The sequence below is a fragment of the Thiobacillus thiophilus genome (assembly GCF_055378705.1).
Genome location: NZ_AP042404.1, coordinates 1,186,110 through 1,206,524, shown reverse-complemented (window position 1 = coordinate 1,206,524; position 20,415 = coordinate 1,186,110). Strand labels below are relative to the sequence as shown.

The window sequence follows — 20,415 nt, the reverse complement described above, 5'->3', positions numbered from 1 at the left end:
AATGCATCGCAAATTCACTATAGACCGGCATCGCCCATTTGGCAGTCATGCGTCCTAATATGCAGCGCCCGCATTCGCAAACCGGTTTCGCTGTTTCGACACGTGGCGCACAATCCAGCCATCATTAGACGGGACAGTTCGATCTGCCATTGGGACAATCATGACTTCTCGGCATTACCTGAATACCGGCCAGCGCACCTGCCATGCCGACGATGGACGCGAGATTCCGTGCGAAGGTTCCGGCCAGGACGCCTCGTTTGCTGTCGGCATACCCTGGCCGGAGCCTCGATTCGGCGTGCGCGGCGACGAGGTTATGGATGGCCTGACAGGCCTGATTTGGTGCCGCAGTGCCAATCTCGCGGAATTTCCCCTCGCCTGGCAGGAAGCGCTGGATTTCATTGCGGCCATGAACCGCGAACAGCGTTTCGGCCAGCGCGACTGGCGCATGCCTAATCGTCGTGAATTGCGCAGCTTGCTCAGCCTGCAAACCAAATTACCGGCCCTGCCTGAGCGGCACCCGTTCCTTGATGTGTTCAACGGCTGGTACTGGACTGCGACGACAGCGGCCATCAGCCCGGCGCACGCCTGGTACGTGGCGCTCGATGGCGCGCGCATGTTTTACGGCGGTAAGGATCAATCCTTCATGCTGTGGCCGGTACGCGGCGAAGGCCTGGGCGTGATCCCGCGTACGGGCCAAAGCCTGTGCTACGACGTCGCCGGCAAAGTCATTGCATGCGCCGGTTCCGGCCAGGATGGCGAATGGCGTCATGGCGCTGCGTGGCCCGAACCCCGCTTCGAAATGCTTCAGGATGGCGTGCTGGATCGGCTCACTAATCTGCTCTGGCGTCGCAGTGCGAACCTCACCGCGCAACCGGTGATCTGGGGTGAGGCATTGGCCGCGGTGGCCGAGATTAATCATGAAGGTGCAGGGATTATCTGGCGGCTGCCAACGATCGGCGAACTGGAATCGCTGGTGGATTGCGCCGCCCACAGCCCGGCCTTGTCGTCCGGGCACCCTTTCGCCGATGTGCAGGACATTTACTGGTCGTCGACCAGCAGCCTGTTCGAGCCCGACTGGGCCTGGGCCCTGTATATGGAGAAAGGCGCGACGGGTGTCGGACAAAAGCGGTTCGCACAATTTTCAGTGTGGGCCGTGGCAATGCTCGATTGAATTCTGTTGGGTCAGGCTTGGTCAGGCCGCTGGCGTCCGGCGCAGTCGGCTCCGATGCTTCAATAAATGGCTGGAATTGGCCACAGAACGGACCGTCAGTGTGGTGGCTGCGACGGACCGTTTATCGGCCTTATGTGGAGCGCTACATAAGGCCGAACAGGAGACGTAGGAAGCCGACTACGTAGACTTCCTTTGGGTCGGGTGCTGTCCCTCGCCGTTGTCGAAAGCAGATATTTAGCCCGAACTTCGTGCCGGATTCGGCAAGCTAATCCCGGCAAGCTACGCCACATCGACCGCTCATCATCCCCAGTGTCAGCGGCCGAATTGGCGATAGCCGTCGATCAGCGCGGTTGAATGAGGCCGATCCCTGTATCATTTGCCCTAACCTGTACGCTATGAGGAATCCCAATTGCCGAACATCGCATCCGTACTCAAGGAAGAAATCACCCGACTGGTTCGCAGGCAGTTACGAGGCGAAACCGAAAGCATCAAGAAGGCATCGAGCCGCTACCGCTCCGAGATCGCCGCTTTAAAGCGGCGCATCGAGGCCTTGGAGAAGCAGATATTCCGCCTCGAAAAAATGGCGCCGAAAAAGGTCGCACCTACCGCCGACAAGGACTCCGAAACCAAACTGAGATTCAAGCCGCAGGGTGTGCGTGCGCAGCGGACGCGGCTCGGACTGTCCGCTCGGGAGATGGGCGCGCTGGTGGGCGTTTCAGCCCAAACGATCTACAACTGGGAAGCCGGCACGACACGCCCAAGAGCCGAGCAGCTCGCCATCATCGCGGCCGTCCGGAAGATGGGCAAGCGCGAGGTCAAGGTACGGCTTGACCAGATGCAAGCGGATTGATGGACCAGAACGCACCGCAGTGGCGATTGAGCACTACAACTTTTCTGAAGTGGAAGCTGACGGCATATCCATTAACAGTTTGAAGCTGGCAAATTCTGCTGCCTGCATCGTCGCAAGTGCCGCATCTCGGGCATTGTCGTCAGTGTAGGCTCTGGGCCTTACAGCATCTGTTGCAGACCCTGTATTTTGCGAGGCCCAGCTTCCGTTTGCACTCTGGTGCTTTCCTCTCTTGTCACCGTTCATCATGGTTCTTGCCTCCTGGAAAATTGTTTGTCGCCTCTGCAAAATGTGCAGTGCGCTGACGCACACGAAGCAGAAAATAGTTCGGCGGATCTGCCCCCGGCGCATAGGGGCCGGTCATGTTAGGGAACCGCTGATTAATTTGTCGTTGCGAGGCGCGCAGCGACGCGGCAATCCAGAAATGCCCGCTTGATCGATATGCTGGATTGCTTCCCGCCGCGCTTCGCTCGCGGTCGCAATGACGGCCATATCGAATTAATCAGTGCTTCCTTAGAGGCCCGTCTTTTTTGATCTCACGTTCGGCCTGCAGCCAGTCCTGTTTCGGATGGCCATCCTGGCGTCCATGTTGCTCATACAATTCATGGGCGCGCTTGGAAATTTGTTGTTGTGGATCGCCGCCTTGCTTGTCTTGCGGCAGCGCGGTAGGGGTATCGGAACCCCGTGATAGGCGGAGCAGGCGCGCATTGATCGCGACAATCACGGTGCTCGCGGCCATCAGCGCCGCGCCCAGTGCGGGGGAAAGCAGCACGCCCCAGGCGTACATAGCGCCGCCTGCCAGCGGGATGGCGAACGCGTTATAGCCGGTCGCCCAGACCAGGTTCTGGATCATCTTGCCATAGGTGGCCTTCGACAGTTTGAGGAGCGCCACGACATCCAGCGGGTTGCTGCGCACCAGGATGATGTCTGCGGTTTCGACCGCCACATCCGAACCCGCCCCGATGGCGATGCCCAGATCCGCCTGCGCCAGCGCGGGCGCGTCGTTCACGCCATCGCCGGTCATGGCCGCCACCATGCCGCGGGACTGGACTTCCTTGACCTTGGCGGCCTTGTCCTGCGGCAGGACTTCGGCGAAGAATTCGTCCAGTCCGATCTGGTTCGAAACCCATTCGGCGACCTGCCTGTTGTCGCCGGTGAGCATCATGCACTGGATGCCCATTGTCTTGAGCGCGGCAATCGCCTGCTTCGACTCGGGGCGGATGATATCGGCCAGGGCAATCGCGCCTTGCAGTTGCCCGTCGACCAGCACGAATACGACGGTTTTGCCTTGCGCCTTGAGTTCCTCCACGCGCGCGTCGGTCATGTCGATGTTTTGCTCGCGCAGGTAACCCGGACTCACCACCTTGACGTCCTTGCCCTCGACCCGTGCCTCGGCGCCTTTGCCGGCAATGCCCCTGAAATTTTCAATGGGCAATTTATTTTCGGCGGTGTCGGCAATGGCGCGGGCGATCGGATGCTCGGAATGGGCTTCGACCGAGGCCGCATAGCGATGCAGCGTGTCTTCGTCGATGTCCTGCGAGAACAGCAGGGTCTCGGTCACGCCAAAACGGCCTTCGGTGAGGGTGCCGGTCTTGTCGAAAATGATCGCCTGGACTTTTCGGGCGCTCTCGAACGCGGGGCGATTGCGAATCAGCAGCCCATTGCTCGCAGCCAGCGCCGTGGAGACCGCCACCACCAGCGGCACGGCCAGTCCGAGGGCATGCGGACAGGCGATGACCATGACGGTCACGGCGCGCTCGATGGCAAAGGAAAGCTCCCGGCCCATGACGCTCAGCCAGATAAAGAAGGTGATCGCGCCGCCGCCGAGCGCAATGATGGTGAGCCACTTCGCCGCGGTGTTGGCCAGGTCCTGGGTCTTCGATTTGCTTTCCTGAGCCTGCTTGACCAGATCGATGACCTGCGACAAAAAAGAATCCTTGCCGGTGCCTTTGACCGCGATGGTCAGCGAGCCTTCGCCGTTGATGGCGCCGCCGATGACCTTGTCGTCCGTCTTCTTGTTGACCGGTGTCGATTCTCCGGTGAGCATGGCTTCGTTGACCGCGCTCTCGCCCTCGACGATGACGCCGTCCGCAGGGATTTTCTCCCCCGGTTTGATCAGCACTTTGTCGTCCACCGCCAAATCGCTCAGCGGCACGTCCTTCACACTGCCGTCGGGCATGAGCTTGTGGGCGTCGGAGGGCATGAGTTTCGCCAATGCCTCCAGGGCTTTGGAGGCGCCCATCACCGATTTCATCTCGATCCAGTGCCCCAGCAGCATCACGTCGACCAGGGTGGCGAGTTCCCAGAAGAACACCTTGCCGGTCAGGCCAAACACCACGGCGCTGCTGTAGGCATACGCGGTGGTGATGGCGACCGCGACCAGCGTCATCATTCCGGGCTGCCGGGATTTGAGCTCCTCGTACAGCCCTTTCAGAAACGGCCAGCCGCCGTACCAGAAAACGGCAGAAGACAAGCCGAAAAGTACATACAGGTCGCCGGAAAACCGGATGGCCTCACGCAAGCCCACCAGCTTTTGGAGCATGGGAGAAAGCCCCAGTATGGGCAGGGTCAGCGCCAGCGCGATCCAGAAGCGTTTCCGGAAATCGGCGGCCATGTGGGCGTGATGATTTTGATGGTCTTGATGGGGTGGGTGTTCTTGCGCCATCTCGTGTTTGTCTGAACTTGATTCCATATTGCACCTCCTGCGATATGTTGAAGTTCAATTGCCTGTGCTCAGGTGTAGCGCCCATTAGACGTAATGCTGCAGGCAGAAAGAGCCGGCCCCATCAGCGCTTGAAGTGTTCATGAGACGTACGCACTGTCCCGCGTATACGCAATGGTGTATGTACGCTGGCGTACGTTAAAGCTAAAGCGTGTATCTCCAGCGCACTATAGGACAATAAAATCAACGCCAGCGGGGCCGGTGCCGACAGGTTTTTCATGGCGTCAGCCAGGAGAAACCCGGTGGCCATTCATTTCCACATGACGTCGGATTCCGCCTTGGCAGCGGCAGCAAGAAGACTCAGGAGCGGCAACGCCCGATGTTTCATGCTCACCACGGGCTCGTCGTCGTCCTTGTCCTCAGTTGGCGGCGGGGCTTTTTCTGCATCGATCGCGGCCGTCAAGCGATTCAGGGCCGCGGGAACATCTTGTGCCAGAATCGCGCCGGGCACGGTTGCGCTATGTCCCATCATTTTCAGCATAGCAAGCGCGACATCGCCGAACATGGTGATGTCCGCGTACGCATTGGTCGTAAAAGTTACCAGCATGCAGCACTCCTCGAATGAACGATTACGAACGGCTTGCACAATTGCACATGACAGTCGATGACGGAAAGGCTGAGTTTTTTCATGGTGAAATGTACGTCAATAGGAATGAACTGATTTAAAAATACGGCAGTATTTGTTCAGGGTTTCTCTTGGAGTCTAGACTCTAGAAATGGAAAAGTTTCAGGCAAGTTTATCGTGGCCAGACAACCCCGCTTTGGCTGCGACGGATTCATGGGTGGGCTAGCCCTTGAAAGCCGCGCTCGTGAATTTCAGGGCCGCGTTCCATTCCCATCGCCCTCTTCTCGCGGCCGTGGTCGGCCTGTCGCTGTTCATATTTGCGCTGGCGATGCTGCACCATGAGCTGGCGCCGATTCACCTGTCCGACATCCGCCAGGCCCTTTACCAGGTTCCCGCCAGTGGCTTGCTGCTGGCCGCGCTGGGTACGCTCGGCAGTTACCTGGCCCTGACGGGTTACGACGTCATGGCCCTGCGCTATCTGGGCCACGCTTTGCCCTATCCGCGCGTGGCGCTGAATTCCTTCATCGCGACGACAGTGGGGCATAACCTTGGCATGGCGCTGTTCTCCGCCGGAGCGGTCCGGTTGCGCCTTTACACGGCAGCGGGCCTCTCGGCCACCGAGGTGGCAGGGCTGACGGCCCTGATCGGGCTGACCTTCGGAGTGGGGGTGGTGTTTGCTGCCGGTCTGGCCCTGCTGCTTGAACCGGCGGAAGTCGGGCAGCTCCTGCACCTGTCCGCAGATAGCGGGCGTTTCATCGGCGCCCTGCTGCTCATCCTGGTGGCCGCATACCTGAGTATCGGGCTGTTGCGCCGCCCAGCCATCCGGCTGGGCAACTGGCAGTGGCATCTGCCCGGGACCGGTATCGCCCTGGGCCAACTGATCCTGGCCGCGGCAGACCTGAGTTGCGCCGCCGCCGCCCTGTTCTGGCTGCTGCCCGGGGATGCACCGGTGTCTTTTCCCATGTTTCTGGGCGTGTATGTTCTAGCAGTCGTGGCAGGTATCGTCAGCCACGTACCGGCCGGGCTCGGGGTGTTCGAGACGGTGCTGCTGCTGGCCCTGCCGGATGTTCCCCGAGACAGTTTGCTGGCTGCCATTCTTGCCTACCGGGCGATCTATTATCTGGCTCCCCTGGCGATGGCGGCGATGCTGGCCGTCGGGGTGCTGGTGCATGCGCGCCGTACGGCGCTCGCCCAGGGTCTGGACCGGGCGCGCCAGGTTTTCGGCTGGATGGCGCCGATGACGGTCAGCAGCGCAGTCTTCATCGTCGGGGCGCTGCTGCTGTTTTCCGGGAGCACGCCCGCGCTCCCGGAACGCTTGTCCCTGCTGCAGGACTTTGTGCCCCTGCCGCTGCTGGAGGTCTCGCATCTGACCGGCAGCCTGGCTGGCCTGGGCCTCGTCATCCTGGCGCGAGCCTTGTACCGCCGGGTCGATGCTGCTTACCACCTGGCCTTCTGGCTGCTGGCGCTGGGCGCGGTGGCCTCCCTGATCAAGGGCCTGGATTACGAAGAGGCACTGCTTTCCATGCTGGTGCTGGGCATCCTCTGGCTGGGGCGTGAGGTCTTCAATCGGCCGGCCTCGCTCTTCGCCAGAAGCTTCTCGCCGGGCTGGATACTCTCGGTGGGGCTGCTTTTGGTCGCCACCCTTTGGCTGGGGGTGTTCTCCTTCAAGCATCTCGACTATTCCCAAGAACTGTGGTGGCAGTTCGCCCTGCACGGCGATGCCCCGCGCTTCCTGCGCGCCTCCCTGGTGCTTGTCCTGACGGGGGCCGGTCTGGCTCTGATGCATCTGCTGCGGCCGGCGCCACCCGAACCCGGCAGGCCTGACGAAAAGGACATGGCACGCGTTACCCGCATCGTCGTCGACGCACCCCAGACCGGCGCCGCCCTTGCACTGCTGGGTGACAAGCGTCTGCTGTTCGACCCGGCGGGAGAGGCCTTCATCATGTATCAGGTGCGCGGCCAGAGCTGGATCGCCATGGGTGATCCGGTCGGGCCGGGGAGCGCCCGCGAGGCGCTGGCCTGGCGTTTCAGGGAGATGGCGGATCGCCATGGCGGGAACGCCGTCTTCTACCAGGTGGATGCGGAGAACCTTCCCCTCTACCTGGATCTGGGCCTGGCCACGATGAAGCTGGGCGAGGAGGGCGTGGTTCCCTTGGCAGGGTTCTCACTTGAGGGCAGCGCACGCAAGGAACTGCGTCAGACCCACCGCCGCGCCCAGCGGGATGGCCTCAGCTTCGAAGTCGTGCCGCCTGCAGCGGTACCTGCGCTCATGGACGAACTCAGGCAAGTCTCCGATGCCTGGCTGGCGGAGAAGCGCACCCGGGAAAAGGGCTTCGCCCTGGGTTATTTCCAGCCGGCGTACCTGGCGCATTTCCCCTGCGCGCTGGTTCGACTCAACGGGCGGATTGTGGCCTTTGCCAATGTCCTGGCATCCGCCGGGCGGCGCGAAATGTCCATCGACCTCATGCGTCACCGGCCCGAGGCGCCCAAGGGCATCATGGATTATCTGTTTATCGAACTCATGCTGAAGGGCGCCTGCGAGGGCTACGGCCAGTTCAATCTGGGCATGGCCCCCTTGTCCGGTCTCGAGTCCCATCCCCTCGCGCCGTTGTGGCATCGCCTGGGGACCCTGATCTTCCAGCATGGTGAACACTTCTACAACTTCGAAGGCCTGCGTGCCTACAAAAACAAGTTTGCGCCCGTTTGGCGCCCCAAATATCTTGCCGCCCCCGGCGGGCTGGGGCTACCGTCGGTCTTGCTGGATGTGGCGGCCCTGATCGCAGGGGGCATCAAGGGCGTGTTCGGTCGTTGAGGAAAATGAATAGCGACGGACCGTTTATCGGCCTTATGTGGAGCTTCACATAAGGCCGAACTCCGGACGTCTGTAACCTCCTCTTCGACAGAAGTGGCTCCGGTTGTCTGAACAACATTCCCTGATTTGATGCATATAAACGACGCGTTCCTGGCTGTTTTTTGCGGTCTGTACCAGTTGCGCAGCAATACCCCCACGCCCACAAAAAAACCCGCGTCTGCGGGCTTTTTCGTGGGCTAGGATTCCAGTTCCTTCAGCACTTCCTGCACCAGCACCCATGGCGCCACCACCACCGCCCAGAACATCGGCTGGCGCGCGTGCCAGTCCTCGGCGTCGGCGGGTTCGGCGCGTGCAATGCGGCCTTCGGCGAGCCAGGCTTCCACGGTGGCGGCGTTGTTCTCGGCGATGTGCAGGGCGGCGTCGATCAGGTCCACGCCCACGGCGACCTTGATGACGTCGCCGCGCGCGAAGTGGCGTTCGAGTTCGGACCAGCCGAGCTGGGCGGTTTCGAGGTTGAGCTTGGCGCGGAGGATGTCGCTGGGGGCCATATCGAGATGCACGTTACAAGGTGCACGTTACAAGAGATACGTCAGCGGGATTTGCCGCCGCTTCGGCGCTGGCTGAGCGGATGCTTGGGCACCTGCGGCGGGCGGCCGCGACTGGTGGGGGCGGGCTTGCCCGACGTCGGTTTGTCCGTGGCGGATTTGGTTGGTGCGCCCTTGCCCGCACCGGGTTTGCCTGCGCCAGCCTTGGCGCGGCTGCCTTCGGCGCGCGGCGTGCGTGTGCCTTCAGGCTGCCTGCCGGTGCCGGCGGGCTGGAACAGCGGGATGAGGTGCTTCTTGCTGTTGCCGATGAGGTCGTCGCGCCCCATTTCCTTCAGGGCTTCGCGCAACAGCGGCCAGTTGTCCGCGTCGTGGTAGCGCAGGAAGGCCTTGTGCAGGCGGCGCGCGCGACCCTGCCTGACGACGGATACCGCCTCGCCTTTGCCGCCCAGCACCTTCTTCAGCGGGTTCTTCCCGGTGTGGTACATGGCCGACGCCAGCGCCATCGGCGTCGGCAGGAAAGTCTGCACCTGGTCGAGGCGGAAGTCGTGCTTTTTCAGCCACAAGGCCAGGTTCAGCATGTCCTCGTCGGTGGTGCCGGGATGGGCGGCGATGAAGTAGGGGATCAGGTACTGCTTCTTGCCGACCGCCCTGGAAGCGGCCTCGAACATGAGCTTGAAGCGGTCGTAGGCGCCGATGCCGGGCTTCATCATTTTTGACAGCGGCCCGGCCTCGGTGTGCTCCGGTGCGATTTTGAGATAGCCGCCGACGTGATGCTGCACCAGTTCCTTGACGTATTCGGGCGAGCGCACCGCGAGGTCGTAGCGCAGGCCCGAGCTGATGAGGATCTTCTTGATGCCCGGAATCTGGCGCGCACGGCGATACATGTGGATCAGCGGCGTGTGATCGGTCAGCATGTTTTCGCAGATGTCGGGGAACACGCAACTCAAGCGGCGGCAGGCGCTCTCGATGGCTTTCGACTTGCACGCCATGCGGTACATGTTGGCGGTCGGCCCGCCAAGGTCGGAAATCACGCCGGTGAAACCGGGCGTCTTGTCGCGGATCGCCTCGATCTCGCGGATCACCGAATCCTCCGAACGGCTCTGGATGATGCGGCCCTCGTGCTCGGTGATCGAGCAGAAGGTGCAGCCGCCGAAGCAGCCGCGCATGATGTTGATCGAGAAGCGGATCACCTCCCACGCAGGAATCTTGGCATCGCCGTAGCTCGGGTGCGGTGCGCGTGCGTAGGGCAGGTCGTACACCGCGTCCATCTCGGGCGTGGAAAGCGGAATCGGCGGCGGGTTCAGCCAGACGTCGCGCTCGCCGTGCGCCTGCCGTAATGCGCGTGCATTGCCGGGGTTGGATTCGAGATGGAGCACGCGCGAGGCGTGGGCATACAGCGACGGGTTATTTTTTACCTGGTCGTAATCGGGCAGCCGGATCACGGTGCGTGCGCGCATGTCCTGGCGGGCGGCGAGGCGCTCGGCCTTGGACGTGATCCGGATCGGTGCTGTCTTGATCGTGTCGGCCTTGATCGTGTCGGCGCCCTCGGGCGCTGCGGCGGCGTCGCCTGATGCCGGTGTCATCGCGTAGGGGTCGACGTGGGCGTCGATGGCGCCGGGGGTGTCGAGCTCGGTCGAGGGGACTTCCAGCCAATTGTCTTGCGGCAGCCAGTCGCGCGCCACCATGAAGCCGGTGCCGCGCAGGTCCTGGATGTCGCCGATTTTTTCGCCGCGGGCCAAACGGTGGGTGACCTCCAGCAGCGCACGCTCGGCGTTGCCGAAAATCAGCAGGTCGGCCTTGGAGTCCGGCAGCACCGAACGGCGCACGGTGTCAGACCAGTAGTCGTAATGCGCGATGCGGCGAAGGCTCGCCTCGATCGAGCCGATGATCACCGGGGTGCCGGGGAAGGCCTCGCGGCAGCGTTGCGCGTAGACCGTGACCGCGCGGTCGGGGCGCTTGTCGGGTTCGGCGTTGGGCGTGTAGGCGTCGTCGGAGCGGGTCTTGCGCTCGGAGGTGTAGCGGTTGACCATCGAATCCATGTTGCCCGCGGTGACGCCGAAATACAGCGTCGGCTGGCCGAGCGCGCGGAAGGCGTCGGCCGAATGCCAGTCGGGCTGGCTGATGATGCCGACGCGGTAGCCCTGCGCTTCCAGCAACCGCCCGACCAGCGCCATGCCGAAGCTGGGGTGGTCGATGTAGGCGTCGCCGGTGACGAGAATCACGTCGCAGGCGTCCCAGCCGAGCGCGGTCATCTCGGCGCGCGACATCGGCAGGAAGGGTGCGGTGCCGAGGCGTGCCGCCCAGTGCTTGCGGTGGGAAAACAGGGGCTGGGTCATGACAGAGTTTTATCCGCGAAGGACGCGAAGTGGCGCGAAGGAAAAAACTTGAAGCGTTTCTTGGCGTTCCTTCGCGCCCTTCGCGGATAAAAGGGTTTACCTGACCGCCAGCAACTCGACTTCGAACACCAGTGTCGCGTTGGGCGGGATCACGCCGCCGGCGCCACGGGCGCCGTAACCCAGTTCCGGCGGGATGGTGAGCTTGCGCTTGCCGCCGACCTGCATGCCGGCCACGCCCTGGTCCCAGCCGGAAATGACCTGGCCCGCACCGAGGCGGAATTCGAACGGATCGTTGCGGTCGAGGCTGGAATCGAACTTCTGGCCGTCGGTGAGCCAGCCGGTGTAATGCACGGAAACGGATTGTCCTGCGGCGGCGGTGTCGCCGCTGCCGGCGACGAGGTCTTCGATGATGAGTTCGCTCATGGATTCAATTCCTGGAGTGTGGATGAGGTGGACGCGCATGGGACAGGCGATGCGCGAAGGCGTTCATTTTCTCACGTTTCCCACTTGGGGCGAACCCGACTTAGCGCCACTCGGCAGGCAGGTAGTAGGCGTCGGGATCGACGTCGATGGGGATTTCGGTGACGCTGCTGGCGTCCGGCGGCGGGTCGCGCAGCACCACTTGCGGGAAAGCCAGCACCACGGCGACCATGATGAGCTGGATGACGAGGAAGGGAATCGCGCCGTGGTAGATGTCGGCGGTGCGGATGGATTTTGGTGCGACGCTCTTCAGGTAGAACAGGGCGAAGCCGAACGGCGGGTGCATGAAGGCGGTCTGCATGTTGACCGCGAGCATGACGCCGAACCAGATCGGGTCGATGCCGAGCTTGGTGGCGATGGGGCCCACCAGCGGCACCACGATGAAGGCAATCTCGAAAAAATCGAGGAAGAATGCCAGCGTGAACACCAGCAGATTGACCACGATGAGAAAGCCGAGCACGCCGCCGGGCAGCTGGTTGAACAGGTGCTCGACCCAGACGTCGCCGTCGAGCCCGCGGAACACCAGAGTGAAAATGGTCGAGCCGATCAGGATGAAAATGACGAAGGTGGTGAGCCGGGTGGTGCTGTCCATCGCCTGCGTCAGCTGCAGGCGGGACAGCCGCCCGCGCGCCAGCGCCAGCAGCAGCGCGCCGGCGGCGCCCATCGCACCGCCTTCGGTGGGGGTGGCGACGCCGAGGAAGATGGTGCCGAGCACCAGGAAGATCAGCACCAGCGGCGGCACCAGGGTGGTCAGCACCCGTAGCAGCAGCGCCGACCCGTGCAGGGTGCGCGCCGAGGTCGGCATCGCGGGGGCGGCGTGCGGCCTGAACAGCGTTACGCCGAACACATAGAGCAGATACAGCCCGACCAGCGCCAGTCCCGGAACGAGCGCCCCCTTGTACATGTCGCCAACCGAGGCGCCGAGCTGGTCGGCCAGCACGATCAGCACCAGCGAGGGCGGCACGATCTGCGCCAGCGTGCCGGAGGCGGCGATGACGCCGGACGCGAGCCGCTTGTCGTAGCCGTAGCGCAGCATCACCGGCAGCGAGATCAGCCCCATGGCGATAACGGTGGCGGCGACCACGCCGGTGGTGGCGGCCAAAAGCCCGCCGACCAGGATCACCGCGTAGGCGAGACCGCCACGCAGCGAGCCGAACAGCTGGCCGATGGTGTCGAGCAGATCCTCGGCCAGGCCGGAGCGTTCGAGGATCAGTCCCATGAAGGCGAAGAAGGGAATCGCCAGCAGCGTGGGATTGGCGACGATGCCGTAGACGCGCTCGGGCAGCGCCTGCAGCAGCGAGAGGTCGAAATGCCCCGCGGCGATGCCGATGCCGGCAAACAGCAGGCCGTTGGCGGCGAGCGCAAACGCTACCGGATAGCCCAGCAGCAGGAAGGCCACCAGGCCGAAAAACATCAGCGGCGCCAGAATTTCGGCGTCCATCAGACGTCTTCTTCCGGCGCTTCGCACGGCAGTTCCAGATGCCCGGACAGCACGCCGATCCGCTTGATCACTTCGGCCACCCCCTGCAGCGCGAGCAGGGAAAATCCTGCCGGCAGCAGCAGTTTCACCGGCCAGCGCACGAGGCCGCCGGCGTCGGGTGACATTTCGTGCGTCACCCAGGCCTCATGAAACATCGGCCATGCCAGCCAGGCCAGCAGCACCGCCATCGGCAGCAGGAACAGCAGGCCGCCGACGAGATCGATCCAGGCCTGCCCGCGCGGACCGAAACGATTGTAGAAAATGTCGATGCGCACATGGCCGTTGTGCTTCAGCGTATAGCCAGCGGCCAGCAGGAATATCGCCCCGAACAGGTACCACTGGATTTCCAGCCAGGCGTTGGAACTTGCGCCGAGCAGATAGCGGCTGAGCGCGTTACCCGCCGAAATCAGCGTGGCGGCGAGCACCAGCCAGATGACGAGTCGTCCCACGTGCTCGGTCAGTGCATCGATCAGGCGGGCGAGGGCGAGCAGATTTTTCATACGGGAAAACCTTTTTTATCCTTCGCGGATCAAGGTTTTTTGTTTAGCCGTCACAGCGCCCCCGCCTTGCGCAGGAATTCGGCCAGCCGCTCGGCGACCACGCGATAGCCGGCGGCGTTGGCGTGGATGGGGTCGGACTTGAGGCGGTTGTCCTTCAGCACGTCGTTGAAGATGTCCTGCTCCAGCGGCAGGCCCATGTCCCCGGCGACTCGGCCATAGAAGTCCGGCGCGCCGCCGAACAGCTTCGGTGCGGGCACGCCGATCAGCACCACGTTGGCGCCGCTGGCGCGGATGGTCTGCACCAGCAGACGCAGGTTGTTTTCGGTGGCAGATTCGGGCTGCTTTCTCAGCATGTCGTTGCCGCCCAGGCACAGCAGCACCAGGCGCGGTCGATGTTCGGCCAGCACTGCGGGCAGGCGCTGCAAAGCCGAGGCGGTGGTGTCGCCGGGCACCCCGGCGTTGATCACGGCGAGTCCGGTCAGCGACGCCAGTACGGCAGGGTAGGCGGTGTCTGCGCTGGCGCCGGTGCCGTGGGTGAGGCTGTCGCCGAAGGCGACGATGACGTCGTTTGCACTGAGTTTCGGCAGCGTCGGTGGACGCTCGCAGGCGGCGAGCAGGGAGAGCGCGAAAAGCGGAAAGAGGAAACGTTGAATCAGTTGCATGTCAGCATGCTTGCCGGGCAGAAGGCATTCATTCAGTAGCGTCCCCTGAAGTTTCGTCCCCCGGGCGTTGGTGCCGGGAGCCGGATACTTATGAAATGAGTGGCGTCAGGCTGCGTGCAATTCCTCGCGCAGGACTTTGCGCAAAGCGCCGATCGTCACAGGCGCGTTATTTTCCGCTAACGCGGTGCTCAGGGCTTCATTAATCAGGGTTTGATAGCCTCGCCCTTCGGCCTCGGCGCGTTCGCGGAAAGCCGCAAGAATCGCATCATCCAGATAAATGGTGATTCGGGTTTTACCGGCGGGCGCGGCTACCGCGCCGCGCTTGGCTTTCTTCATATCGTATTCAGTTTTCATACACTTTCCTTTCTGCCTGAGTGGCTAGCCGCGCTGAAATCACGCGGATAGTCTGGCCGCGTTCGGTCCAGCATACTGTCAAAATCCGCCCCAGCGTATCCGTGCCGACCGTTACAAAGCGTGCCTCGCCGTTTGCATCCACATCCTCACGCGTCAGAGCCTGATTGTCATGAAACACCGGCTCGACATCCGCAAGCGAGACGCCATGCTTACGCAGATTGGTCGCTGCTTTTTTCGGGTCGAATTCAAACGCCATGCATCATATATGCATATATTATATGCATTATTATTCGTGCATAGGGAATTCAGTCTGACGGGCTGCTAGTTGCCCGCCACCGTCATCCTGTCGATCAGGATGGAGCCGACCTGCTTGGAGCCGCGCCGCTCGATGTCGCGGCCGATGCCGACGATGCCTTTGAACATGCCGGCCAGGTTGCCGGCGATGGTGACTTCCTCGACCGGGTACTGGATTTCGCCGTTTTCCACCCAGAAGCCGGCGGCGCCGCGCGAGTAATCGCCGGTGACCATGTTGGCGCCGTGGCCGAGCAGCTCGGTGACCAGCAGCCCGGTGCCCATCTGTTTCAACAGGCCGTCGAGGTCGTGCTCGCCGGGGGTGACGATGAGGTTGTGGCTGCCGCCGGCGTTGCCGGTGGTCGTCATGCCGAGTTTTTTCGCCGAGTAGGTCGACAGGAAATAGCCCTGCAGCACGCCGTCCTTGACGACGTCGCGGTCGAGGCAGGCGACGCCTTCGCTGTCGAACGGCGCGCTGCCGAGGCCGCCCGGGATGAGGGGCTGCTCGCGGATGGTCATCAGCGGCGCGAACACCTGCTTGCCGAGGCTGTCGAGCAGGAAGGACGATTTGCGGTAGAGGCTGCCGCCCGACACCGCGGCGACGAAGTTGCCGATGAGGCCGGTGGCGATCGGCGCCTCGAACAGCACCGGGCAGGTGCGGGTGTCGAGCTTGCGGCCGTTGAGCCGGCGCACCGTGCGGGTGCCGGCGATGCGGCCGACGCTTTCAGCGGATTCCAGCTCGGCGGCATTACGGGCGCTGGTGTACCAGTAGTCGCGCTGCATCGCACCCTTGTCCTCGCCGATGACGGCGACCGACATGCCGTGGCGCGATCCGGCGTAGCCGTTGCAGAAGCCGAGGCTGTTGGCGTAGATGAACTGCGAAGTGTGCAGGCTGACGCCCGCGCCTTCGGAGTTGGTCAGCCGCTTGTCGACCGCCAGCGCCGCTGCTTCGCAGGCCTTGGCACGCTCGGCGGCTTCTTCGACGGAAAGCGGCCACGGGTGATAGAGGTCGAGGTCGGGCACGTCCTTCGCCAGCCTGTCGGCATCCGGCAGTCCGGCAGCATCGTCCTCGGCGGTGTAGCGGGCAATGGTCAGCGCCTTCTCCACCGCGCTTTTCAGCGCCGCTTCCGACAGATCCGAGGTCGCGGCGTGGCCGCGCCGCTGACCGATGTAGACGGTAACGCCGGCGCCCTTGTCCTTGTTGTACTCGATGGTCTCGATTTCACCCTGGCGCACGCTGACGTTCTGGCCGACGCCTTCGGATATTTCGGTGTCGGCGGCGGTGGCCCCCTGTCGGGCGGCGTGCTCGATGACGATCTGTGACAGGGCAATGAGCTGGTCGCGGGTATAGCTGAATTGGGAGCGGGACATATCGGCTTACAAAAAGAAATAGGGGTGCAATGTTTTTCAGGGCAGCACGTTTTATGTGGGCAGAAACTACAATGACGATCATAACAGCAACCGAAAGACCCGCCGTGCGCCTGATCGACCCCGATGCAGAGTTGGAATTCGACCCCGATGACGTCTATGACGGCCCCAGCAAGAGCCAGAAGAAGCGCGACGTCGAGGCCCTGCAGGACCTGGGCACGCTGCTTGTCAAATTACCTGACGCGCAATTCAAGCGCATCGAACTGCCGGACGAGCTGCGCGCGGCGGTGGCCGCCTGCCGCAAGATCACCCAGAACAGCGCGCTGCGGCGGCAGAAGCAATACATCGGCAAGTTGATGCGCGGCATCGACCCGGAACCGATCCAGGCGCAGCTCGACGCCTTCAACGGCGTGTCGGCGGCGGAAACCGCCAAGCTGCACCAGGCCGAGAAATGGCGCGACAAGCTCATCGCCGACAACGAGGCGCTGACGCTTTTCCTCAATAAATACCCCGACACCGACGCCACGCATCTGCGGCAGATCATCCGCAATGCGCGTGACGAGGCGGCGCGCAACAAGCCGCCGAAGGCCTTTCGCGAGATCTTCCGGGTGATCCGCGAGGCGATGCAGAAAGTGGATTGATCCGCGAAACGACGCGAAGGAAAATCTTGAAGGGCGTTTTTCGCGCACTTCGCGGATATTAAGGCGTTTGAGCCGGGAGAGACCGCATGTGGAGACGTGTCGTCAAATTTGTCTTGAGCCTGCCGTTCCTGGTCGTCGCCGGGCTGTTCGGACTGTATCTGGTGTTCGGTTTTTTTCTGGTCAATCCGCTGGCGCAGAAGCTGCTGCCCTGGATCGGCGAGGAAAAGCTCGCCAGCCGTCTGAGTGCCGACGAGGTCAGGTTCAATCCGCTCACGCTCGAAGCCACGGTCGACAATCTCAGGCTGGCCGAAATGAGCGGTGCGCCGCTGGCAGGCTTCGACCAGCTCTATCTCAACCTCGAAACCACCGGCCTGTTCCGTTGGGCCTGGCGCATCCGGGACATCCAGCTCGGCCGGCCGCATGCAACCCTTGAGGTCCGACCCGGCGGCAAGCTCAACTGGGCGGCGCTGATCGCCCGGCTCAACGAGGACAAACCCCCCCCGAGCGACACCATTGCACGGCTGCTGATCGACCACATCAAGATCGACAACGGCGATATTGAATACATCGATGCCAACCGGGTGGGTGAGCCGTTCAAGTTCTCGCTGCAGCCGCTCGGCATCGAGCTCGACGGCCTGTCGACCCTGCCGGAAGACCGCGGCGATTACCTGATCGCCGCCAGGCTGCCGGAGCAGGGCGGTACTCTCAAGTGGAAGGGCGATATCGGGCTGAATCCCGTGGCGTCGAGTGGCGAAGTCGGTTTGCAGGGGGTGAAGCTGACCAAGCTGCTGCGCGCGATCAAGAGCCCACGCAATTTCGAACTGCCGTCCGGCACCCTGGCTGCCGGTCTGCGCTACCGCTTTGCCATGGTGCGCGAGGACTCCGGCGCCGACGTGCCGTGGCTGCAGGTCAGCGGCGCCAACCTGATCGTGCAGAACCTGGTACTGGCGCCGCGTGGCGGCGGCGTCCCGGTGCTGGAGCTGGCCGAAGCGCGCGTCAGCGATGCGAACCTCGATCTGGCCGGTCGGGAAATCAAGGTGGCCGGCGTCAGCCTGAGCGGTGGCAGGCTTGCCGCGACGCGCGACGTCCGCGGCGCGCTCGACTGGCAGACGTTGTTCGCGGCAGCGGGTAAAGGCGCGCTGGCGAAAAAGGACGCTGCCGCGCAGCCCGCTGCGGACAAGCCGGCACCGGCGAAGCCATGGAAAGTCGGCATTGCCGAAATCAGCCTGGCCGACTGGGCGGCGCGTTTTACCGACCAGGGCTATGCGCGGCCTTTGAGTGTGAGCACCGAGGGCTTCAGCCTGACTGCGGCCCTGGCCGGCGAGGTGGGGGCGACGCCAGCGATCGAAATCGGGCCGGTGAATGCGGCGCTGGGGCGGGTTCAGGTGCAGTCGGGCGCGCAGCAGGTGGCCGAACTGCAGCGTGTGGCGCTGATCAACGCGGGGCTGAAACTGGCCGACAAGCACCTGGTCATCGAGGCGCTCGAACTGAATGGCGCCAGGACCACGGTGGCGCTGGACAAGAAGAAAAACCTCAACTGGAACGCCATCCTGCAGAAGGCTCCCGGCGCCCCGGCGGCACCGGCGCCAGCCGAGGCAGGCGCTTCCGCCATGGACGTGCAGCTGGCCCGCCTGAGCCTCGACGGCATCGAGGTCGGCTTCGTCGACCAGTCGCCCGCGAAGCCGGTGCGGCTCGATCTGGTGCAGGGCTTTGTCACGCTGAAGGACCTGAGCCTCGACCTGGACAAGGCGGTGCCGCTGGAAGCCGGCTTCGCACTCCGGCAGGGGGGACGCTTCAACGCCGGGGGCAGCGTCGTTCCCGGCAAGGCTTCGGGCCGGCTGGACCTGCGGCTGGTGGGGGTGTCGCTGAAGCCCTTCGCGCCCTACGTCAACCAGTTTGCCCGTCTCAACCTGCATTCGGGCACGGCGGCGACCCGCGGCAAACTGACGTTCGCGCAGGCAAAATCGGGCATGCGGCTCGATTACGGCGGCGGCTTCGCGATCGATGATCTGGCCATCACCGAAGAGGAGACCGAGGAGGCCTTCCTCGGCTGGCAGAAGCTCGCGTCGAACAGCCTGCGGGTCGGGCTGGCGCCGAACCGGCTGCGCATGAACGAACTGGTCGCCACCCATCCCTTCGGCAAGGTGATCGTCTTCGAGGACCGGACTGTCAACCTGCAGCAGATCCTGCGCACCCCGCCGTCAAAGACCTCGGCGCCGCCACTCGCCAAGGGTTCGGCCAAACCCGCGACAAAGCCGGACGAGGCGCCGCCCGCGTTCCCGCTGGCCATCGAGCGCCTGCGCATCGTCGGCGCCAACGCGGAATTCGCCGATCTCTCGCTGACGCCGCAGTTCGGCGCCCGCATGCACGACCTCGGCGGCGTCATCACCGGCCTGTCGAACGACCCGGCGACGACGGCGCAGGTGGAGCTCGACGGCAAGGTCGACGACTACGGCTCGGCGCGCGTTCGCGGCTCGATCCAGCCGTTCCGTGCCACCGACTTCACCGACCTCAAGCTGACCTTCCGCAACCTGGAAATGACCAAGCTGACGCCGTATTCGGGTAAGTTCGCCGGACGCAGGATCGATTCGGGCAAGCTTTCGGTCGACCTCGAGTACAAGATCAAGGATCGCCAGCTGGCGGGTGAAAACAAGTTCATCGTCAACAAACTCCGGCTTGGCGAACGCATCGACAGTCCCGACGCGATAAACCTGCCGCTCGACCTCGCGATCGCGCTGCTGGAAGACAGCAACGGCATCATCGACCTCGATCTGCCCATTTCCGGAAGCCTTGACGATCCCAAGTTCAGCTACGGCAGGATCATCTGGAAAGCCATCGTCAACGTGTTGACCAAGCTGGTGACTGCACCCTTTCGCGCGCTCGGCAAACTGCTCGGTGTGAGTTCGGAAAAGCTCGAATCGGTCGACTTCGATCCCGGCAGCAGCGCGCTGCTGCCGCCCGAACAGGAGAAGCTCAAGACCATCGCCGAGGCGCTGGCCAAGCGGCCCGCCCTGACGCTGACCCTGGAACCGGGCTACGACCCCGCAGCCGACCGGCGTGCCCTGCAGGAACGCGCCATCCGCGACGAAGCAGCAACTGTGGCTGGCATCAAGCTCGAACCCGGAGAAGCCCCCGGCCCGGTGGACGTGAACCTTTACAAAATCCAGACCTGGCTCGAGGACCGCTACGCCGAACAGGTCGGCAAGGAGGACTACAAGAAACTGCGTGCCAGCTTCCGGGACAAGGATGCGGGCGTGATGGAAAGCGAGTTGGTGGAGCGCCTTGCGCGCCGCTTCAAGGCCCGCGACGATGGCCCGGCCTCCGCCTTCCACGCCGAACTGCTGGAACGCCTGACCCGGCAGACGAAAATCGACGACGATGTGCTGATCAAGCTCGCCGAGACACGCGGACAGGTAATCCGCGATGAGCTGATCGGGATCGGACTCGATGCCGGCCGTGTCAGCATGGCCGCGGCGACCACGCAGACTGCCAAGGACAATCTGGTGGGCAGCAGGATGAGCCTGGGGGCGGGCAAGACACTGGCGGCTGAAGCCGCACCCGCGGATGTTCCCGCTGCGGCCACGCCTTGAAACGGATTCAAGCGCTACGGTGCGATGCCGTTAAAGGCGGGCCAATGACTC

General features: G+C 63.3%; 17 protein-coding genes. 5 read left to right on the top strand and 12 right to left on the bottom strand.

The window, feature by feature from the left end:
- The first annotated feature begins 295 nt into the window (after window positions 1-295).
- Window positions 296-1,171, top strand: a complete 876-nt coding sequence (locus tag ACZ41T_RS05830) for an Lcl C-terminal domain-containing protein (RefSeq protein ID WP_464923536.1) — start codon at window positions 296-298, stop codon at window positions 1,169-1,171.
- 409 nt (window positions 1,172-1,580) lie between these two features.
- Complete coding sequence (locus ACZ41T_RS05825) at window positions 1,581-2,021, top strand: helix-turn-helix domain-containing protein (RefSeq protein WP_464923535.1); 441 nt, start codon at window positions 1,581-1,583, stop codon at window positions 2,019-2,021.
- A 33-nt stretch (window positions 2,022-2,054) separates the two neighbouring features.
- Here the strand turns inward: ACZ41T_RS05825 and ACZ41T_RS05820 are convergent, their stop codons facing one another.
- The 3 genes from ACZ41T_RS05820 to ACZ41T_RS05810 all read right to left on the bottom strand — a co-directional run bounded on the left by ACZ41T_RS05820 (window position 2,055) and on the right by ACZ41T_RS05810 (window position 5,287).
- A complete protein-coding gene (locus ACZ41T_RS05820) occupies window positions 2,055-2,267 on the bottom strand; it encodes a hypothetical protein (RefSeq protein WP_464923534.1) in 213 nt (70 codons plus the stop codon).
- A gap of 253 nt (window positions 2,268-2,520) precedes the next feature.
- Window positions 2,521-4,632 carry a copper-translocating P-type ATPase gene (locus ACZ41T_RS05815; protein WP_464923533.1) on the bottom strand — a complete coding sequence of 704 codons (2,112 nt, stop codon included), beginning with the start codon at window positions 4,630-4,632 and terminating at the stop codon, window positions 2,521-2,523.
- A 358-nt stretch (window positions 4,633-4,990) separates the two neighbouring features.
- On the bottom strand, window positions 4,991-5,287 hold the full coding sequence (locus ACZ41T_RS05810) for a DUF1840 domain-containing protein (RefSeq protein WP_464923532.1): 297 nt from the start codon (window positions 5,285-5,287) through the stop codon (window positions 4,991-4,993).
- Between the two features lie 247 nt (window positions 5,288-5,534).
- Between ACZ41T_RS05810 and mprF the strand changes: the two genes are divergently transcribed.
- The gene (mprF, locus tag ACZ41T_RS05805; protein WP_464923531.1) at window positions 5,535-8,117 is read left to right on the top strand and encodes a bifunctional lysylphosphatidylglycerol flippase/synthetase MprF; all 2,583 of its coding nucleotides are present in this window, start codon (window positions 5,535-5,537) and stop codon (window positions 8,115-8,117) included.
- A 236-nt stretch (window positions 8,118-8,353) separates the two neighbouring features.
- Here mprF and ACZ41T_RS05800 read toward each other — a convergent pair whose 3' ends face one another.
- The 9 genes from ACZ41T_RS05800 to pmbA all read right to left on the bottom strand — a co-directional run bounded on the left by ACZ41T_RS05800 (window position 8,354) and on the right by pmbA (window position 16,136).
- Window positions 8,354-8,665 carry a DUF2288 domain-containing protein gene (locus ACZ41T_RS05800; RefSeq protein ID WP_464923530.1) on the bottom strand — a complete coding sequence of 104 codons (312 nt, stop codon included), beginning with the start codon at window positions 8,663-8,665 and terminating at the stop codon, window positions 8,354-8,356.
- 41 nt (window positions 8,666-8,706) lie between these two features.
- Window positions 8,707-10,998, bottom strand: coding sequence for a YgiQ family radical SAM protein (locus ACZ41T_RS05795; RefSeq protein WP_464923529.1), 2,292 nt, complete (start codon window positions 10,996-10,998; stop codon window positions 8,707-8,709).
- 96 nt (window positions 10,999-11,094) lie between these two features.
- Complete coding sequence (locus ACZ41T_RS05790; RefSeq protein ID WP_464923528.1) at window positions 11,095-11,421, bottom strand: FKBP-type peptidyl-prolyl cis-trans isomerase; 327 nt, start codon at window positions 11,419-11,421, stop codon at window positions 11,095-11,097.
- A 100-nt stretch (window positions 11,422-11,521) separates the two neighbouring features.
- Window positions 11,522-12,919, bottom strand: coding sequence for a TRAP transporter large permease (locus ACZ41T_RS05785; protein WP_464923527.1), 1,398 nt, complete (start codon window positions 12,917-12,919; stop codon window positions 11,522-11,524).
- A complete protein-coding gene (locus ACZ41T_RS05780) occupies window positions 12,919-13,458 on the bottom strand; it encodes a TRAP transporter small permease subunit (protein WP_464923526.1) in 540 nt (179 codons plus the stop codon). The genes ACZ41T_RS05785 and ACZ41T_RS05780 overlap by 1 nt, the downstream gene beginning before the upstream one ends.
- A gap of 50 nt (window positions 13,459-13,508) precedes the next feature.
- Window positions 13,509-14,120, bottom strand: a complete 612-nt coding sequence (locus tag ACZ41T_RS05775; RefSeq protein WP_464923525.1) for an arylesterase — start codon at window positions 14,118-14,120, stop codon at window positions 13,509-13,511.
- Between the two features lie 105 nt (window positions 14,121-14,225).
- Window positions 14,226-14,456 carry a BrnA antitoxin family protein gene (locus tag ACZ41T_RS05770; protein WP_464923524.1) on the bottom strand — a complete coding sequence of 77 codons (231 nt, stop codon included), beginning with the start codon at window positions 14,454-14,456 and terminating at the stop codon, window positions 14,226-14,228.
- Window positions 14,457-14,463: 7 nt separating this feature from the next.
- A complete protein-coding gene (locus ACZ41T_RS05765; RefSeq protein WP_464923523.1) occupies window positions 14,464-14,730 on the bottom strand; it encodes a BrnT family toxin in 267 nt (88 codons plus the stop codon).
- Window positions 14,731-14,795: 65 nt separating this feature from the next.
- Window positions 14,796-16,136 (bottom strand): metalloprotease PmbA, encoded by a 1,341-nt coding sequence (pmbA, locus tag ACZ41T_RS05760; RefSeq protein ID WP_464923522.1) that lies wholly within the window; start codon window positions 16,134-16,136, stop codon window positions 14,796-14,798.
- 71 nt (window positions 16,137-16,207) lie between these two features.
- On the opposite strand from pmbA, the gene yjgA reads away from it, so the two are divergent.
- Together yjgA and ACZ41T_RS05750 are read left to right on the top strand one after the other, a co-directional pair.
- Window positions 16,208-16,774 (top strand): ribosome biogenesis factor YjgA, encoded by a 567-nt coding sequence (gene yjgA / locus ACZ41T_RS05755; protein WP_464923521.1) that lies wholly within the window; start codon window positions 16,208-16,210, stop codon window positions 16,772-16,774.
- Between the two features lie 86 nt (window positions 16,775-16,860).
- Entirely contained in the window at window positions 16,861-20,364 is a 3,504-nt protein-coding gene (locus ACZ41T_RS05750) for a DUF748 domain-containing protein (RefSeq protein WP_464923520.1), read from the top strand.
- The last annotated feature ends 51 nt before the right edge of the window (window positions 20,365-20,415 follow it).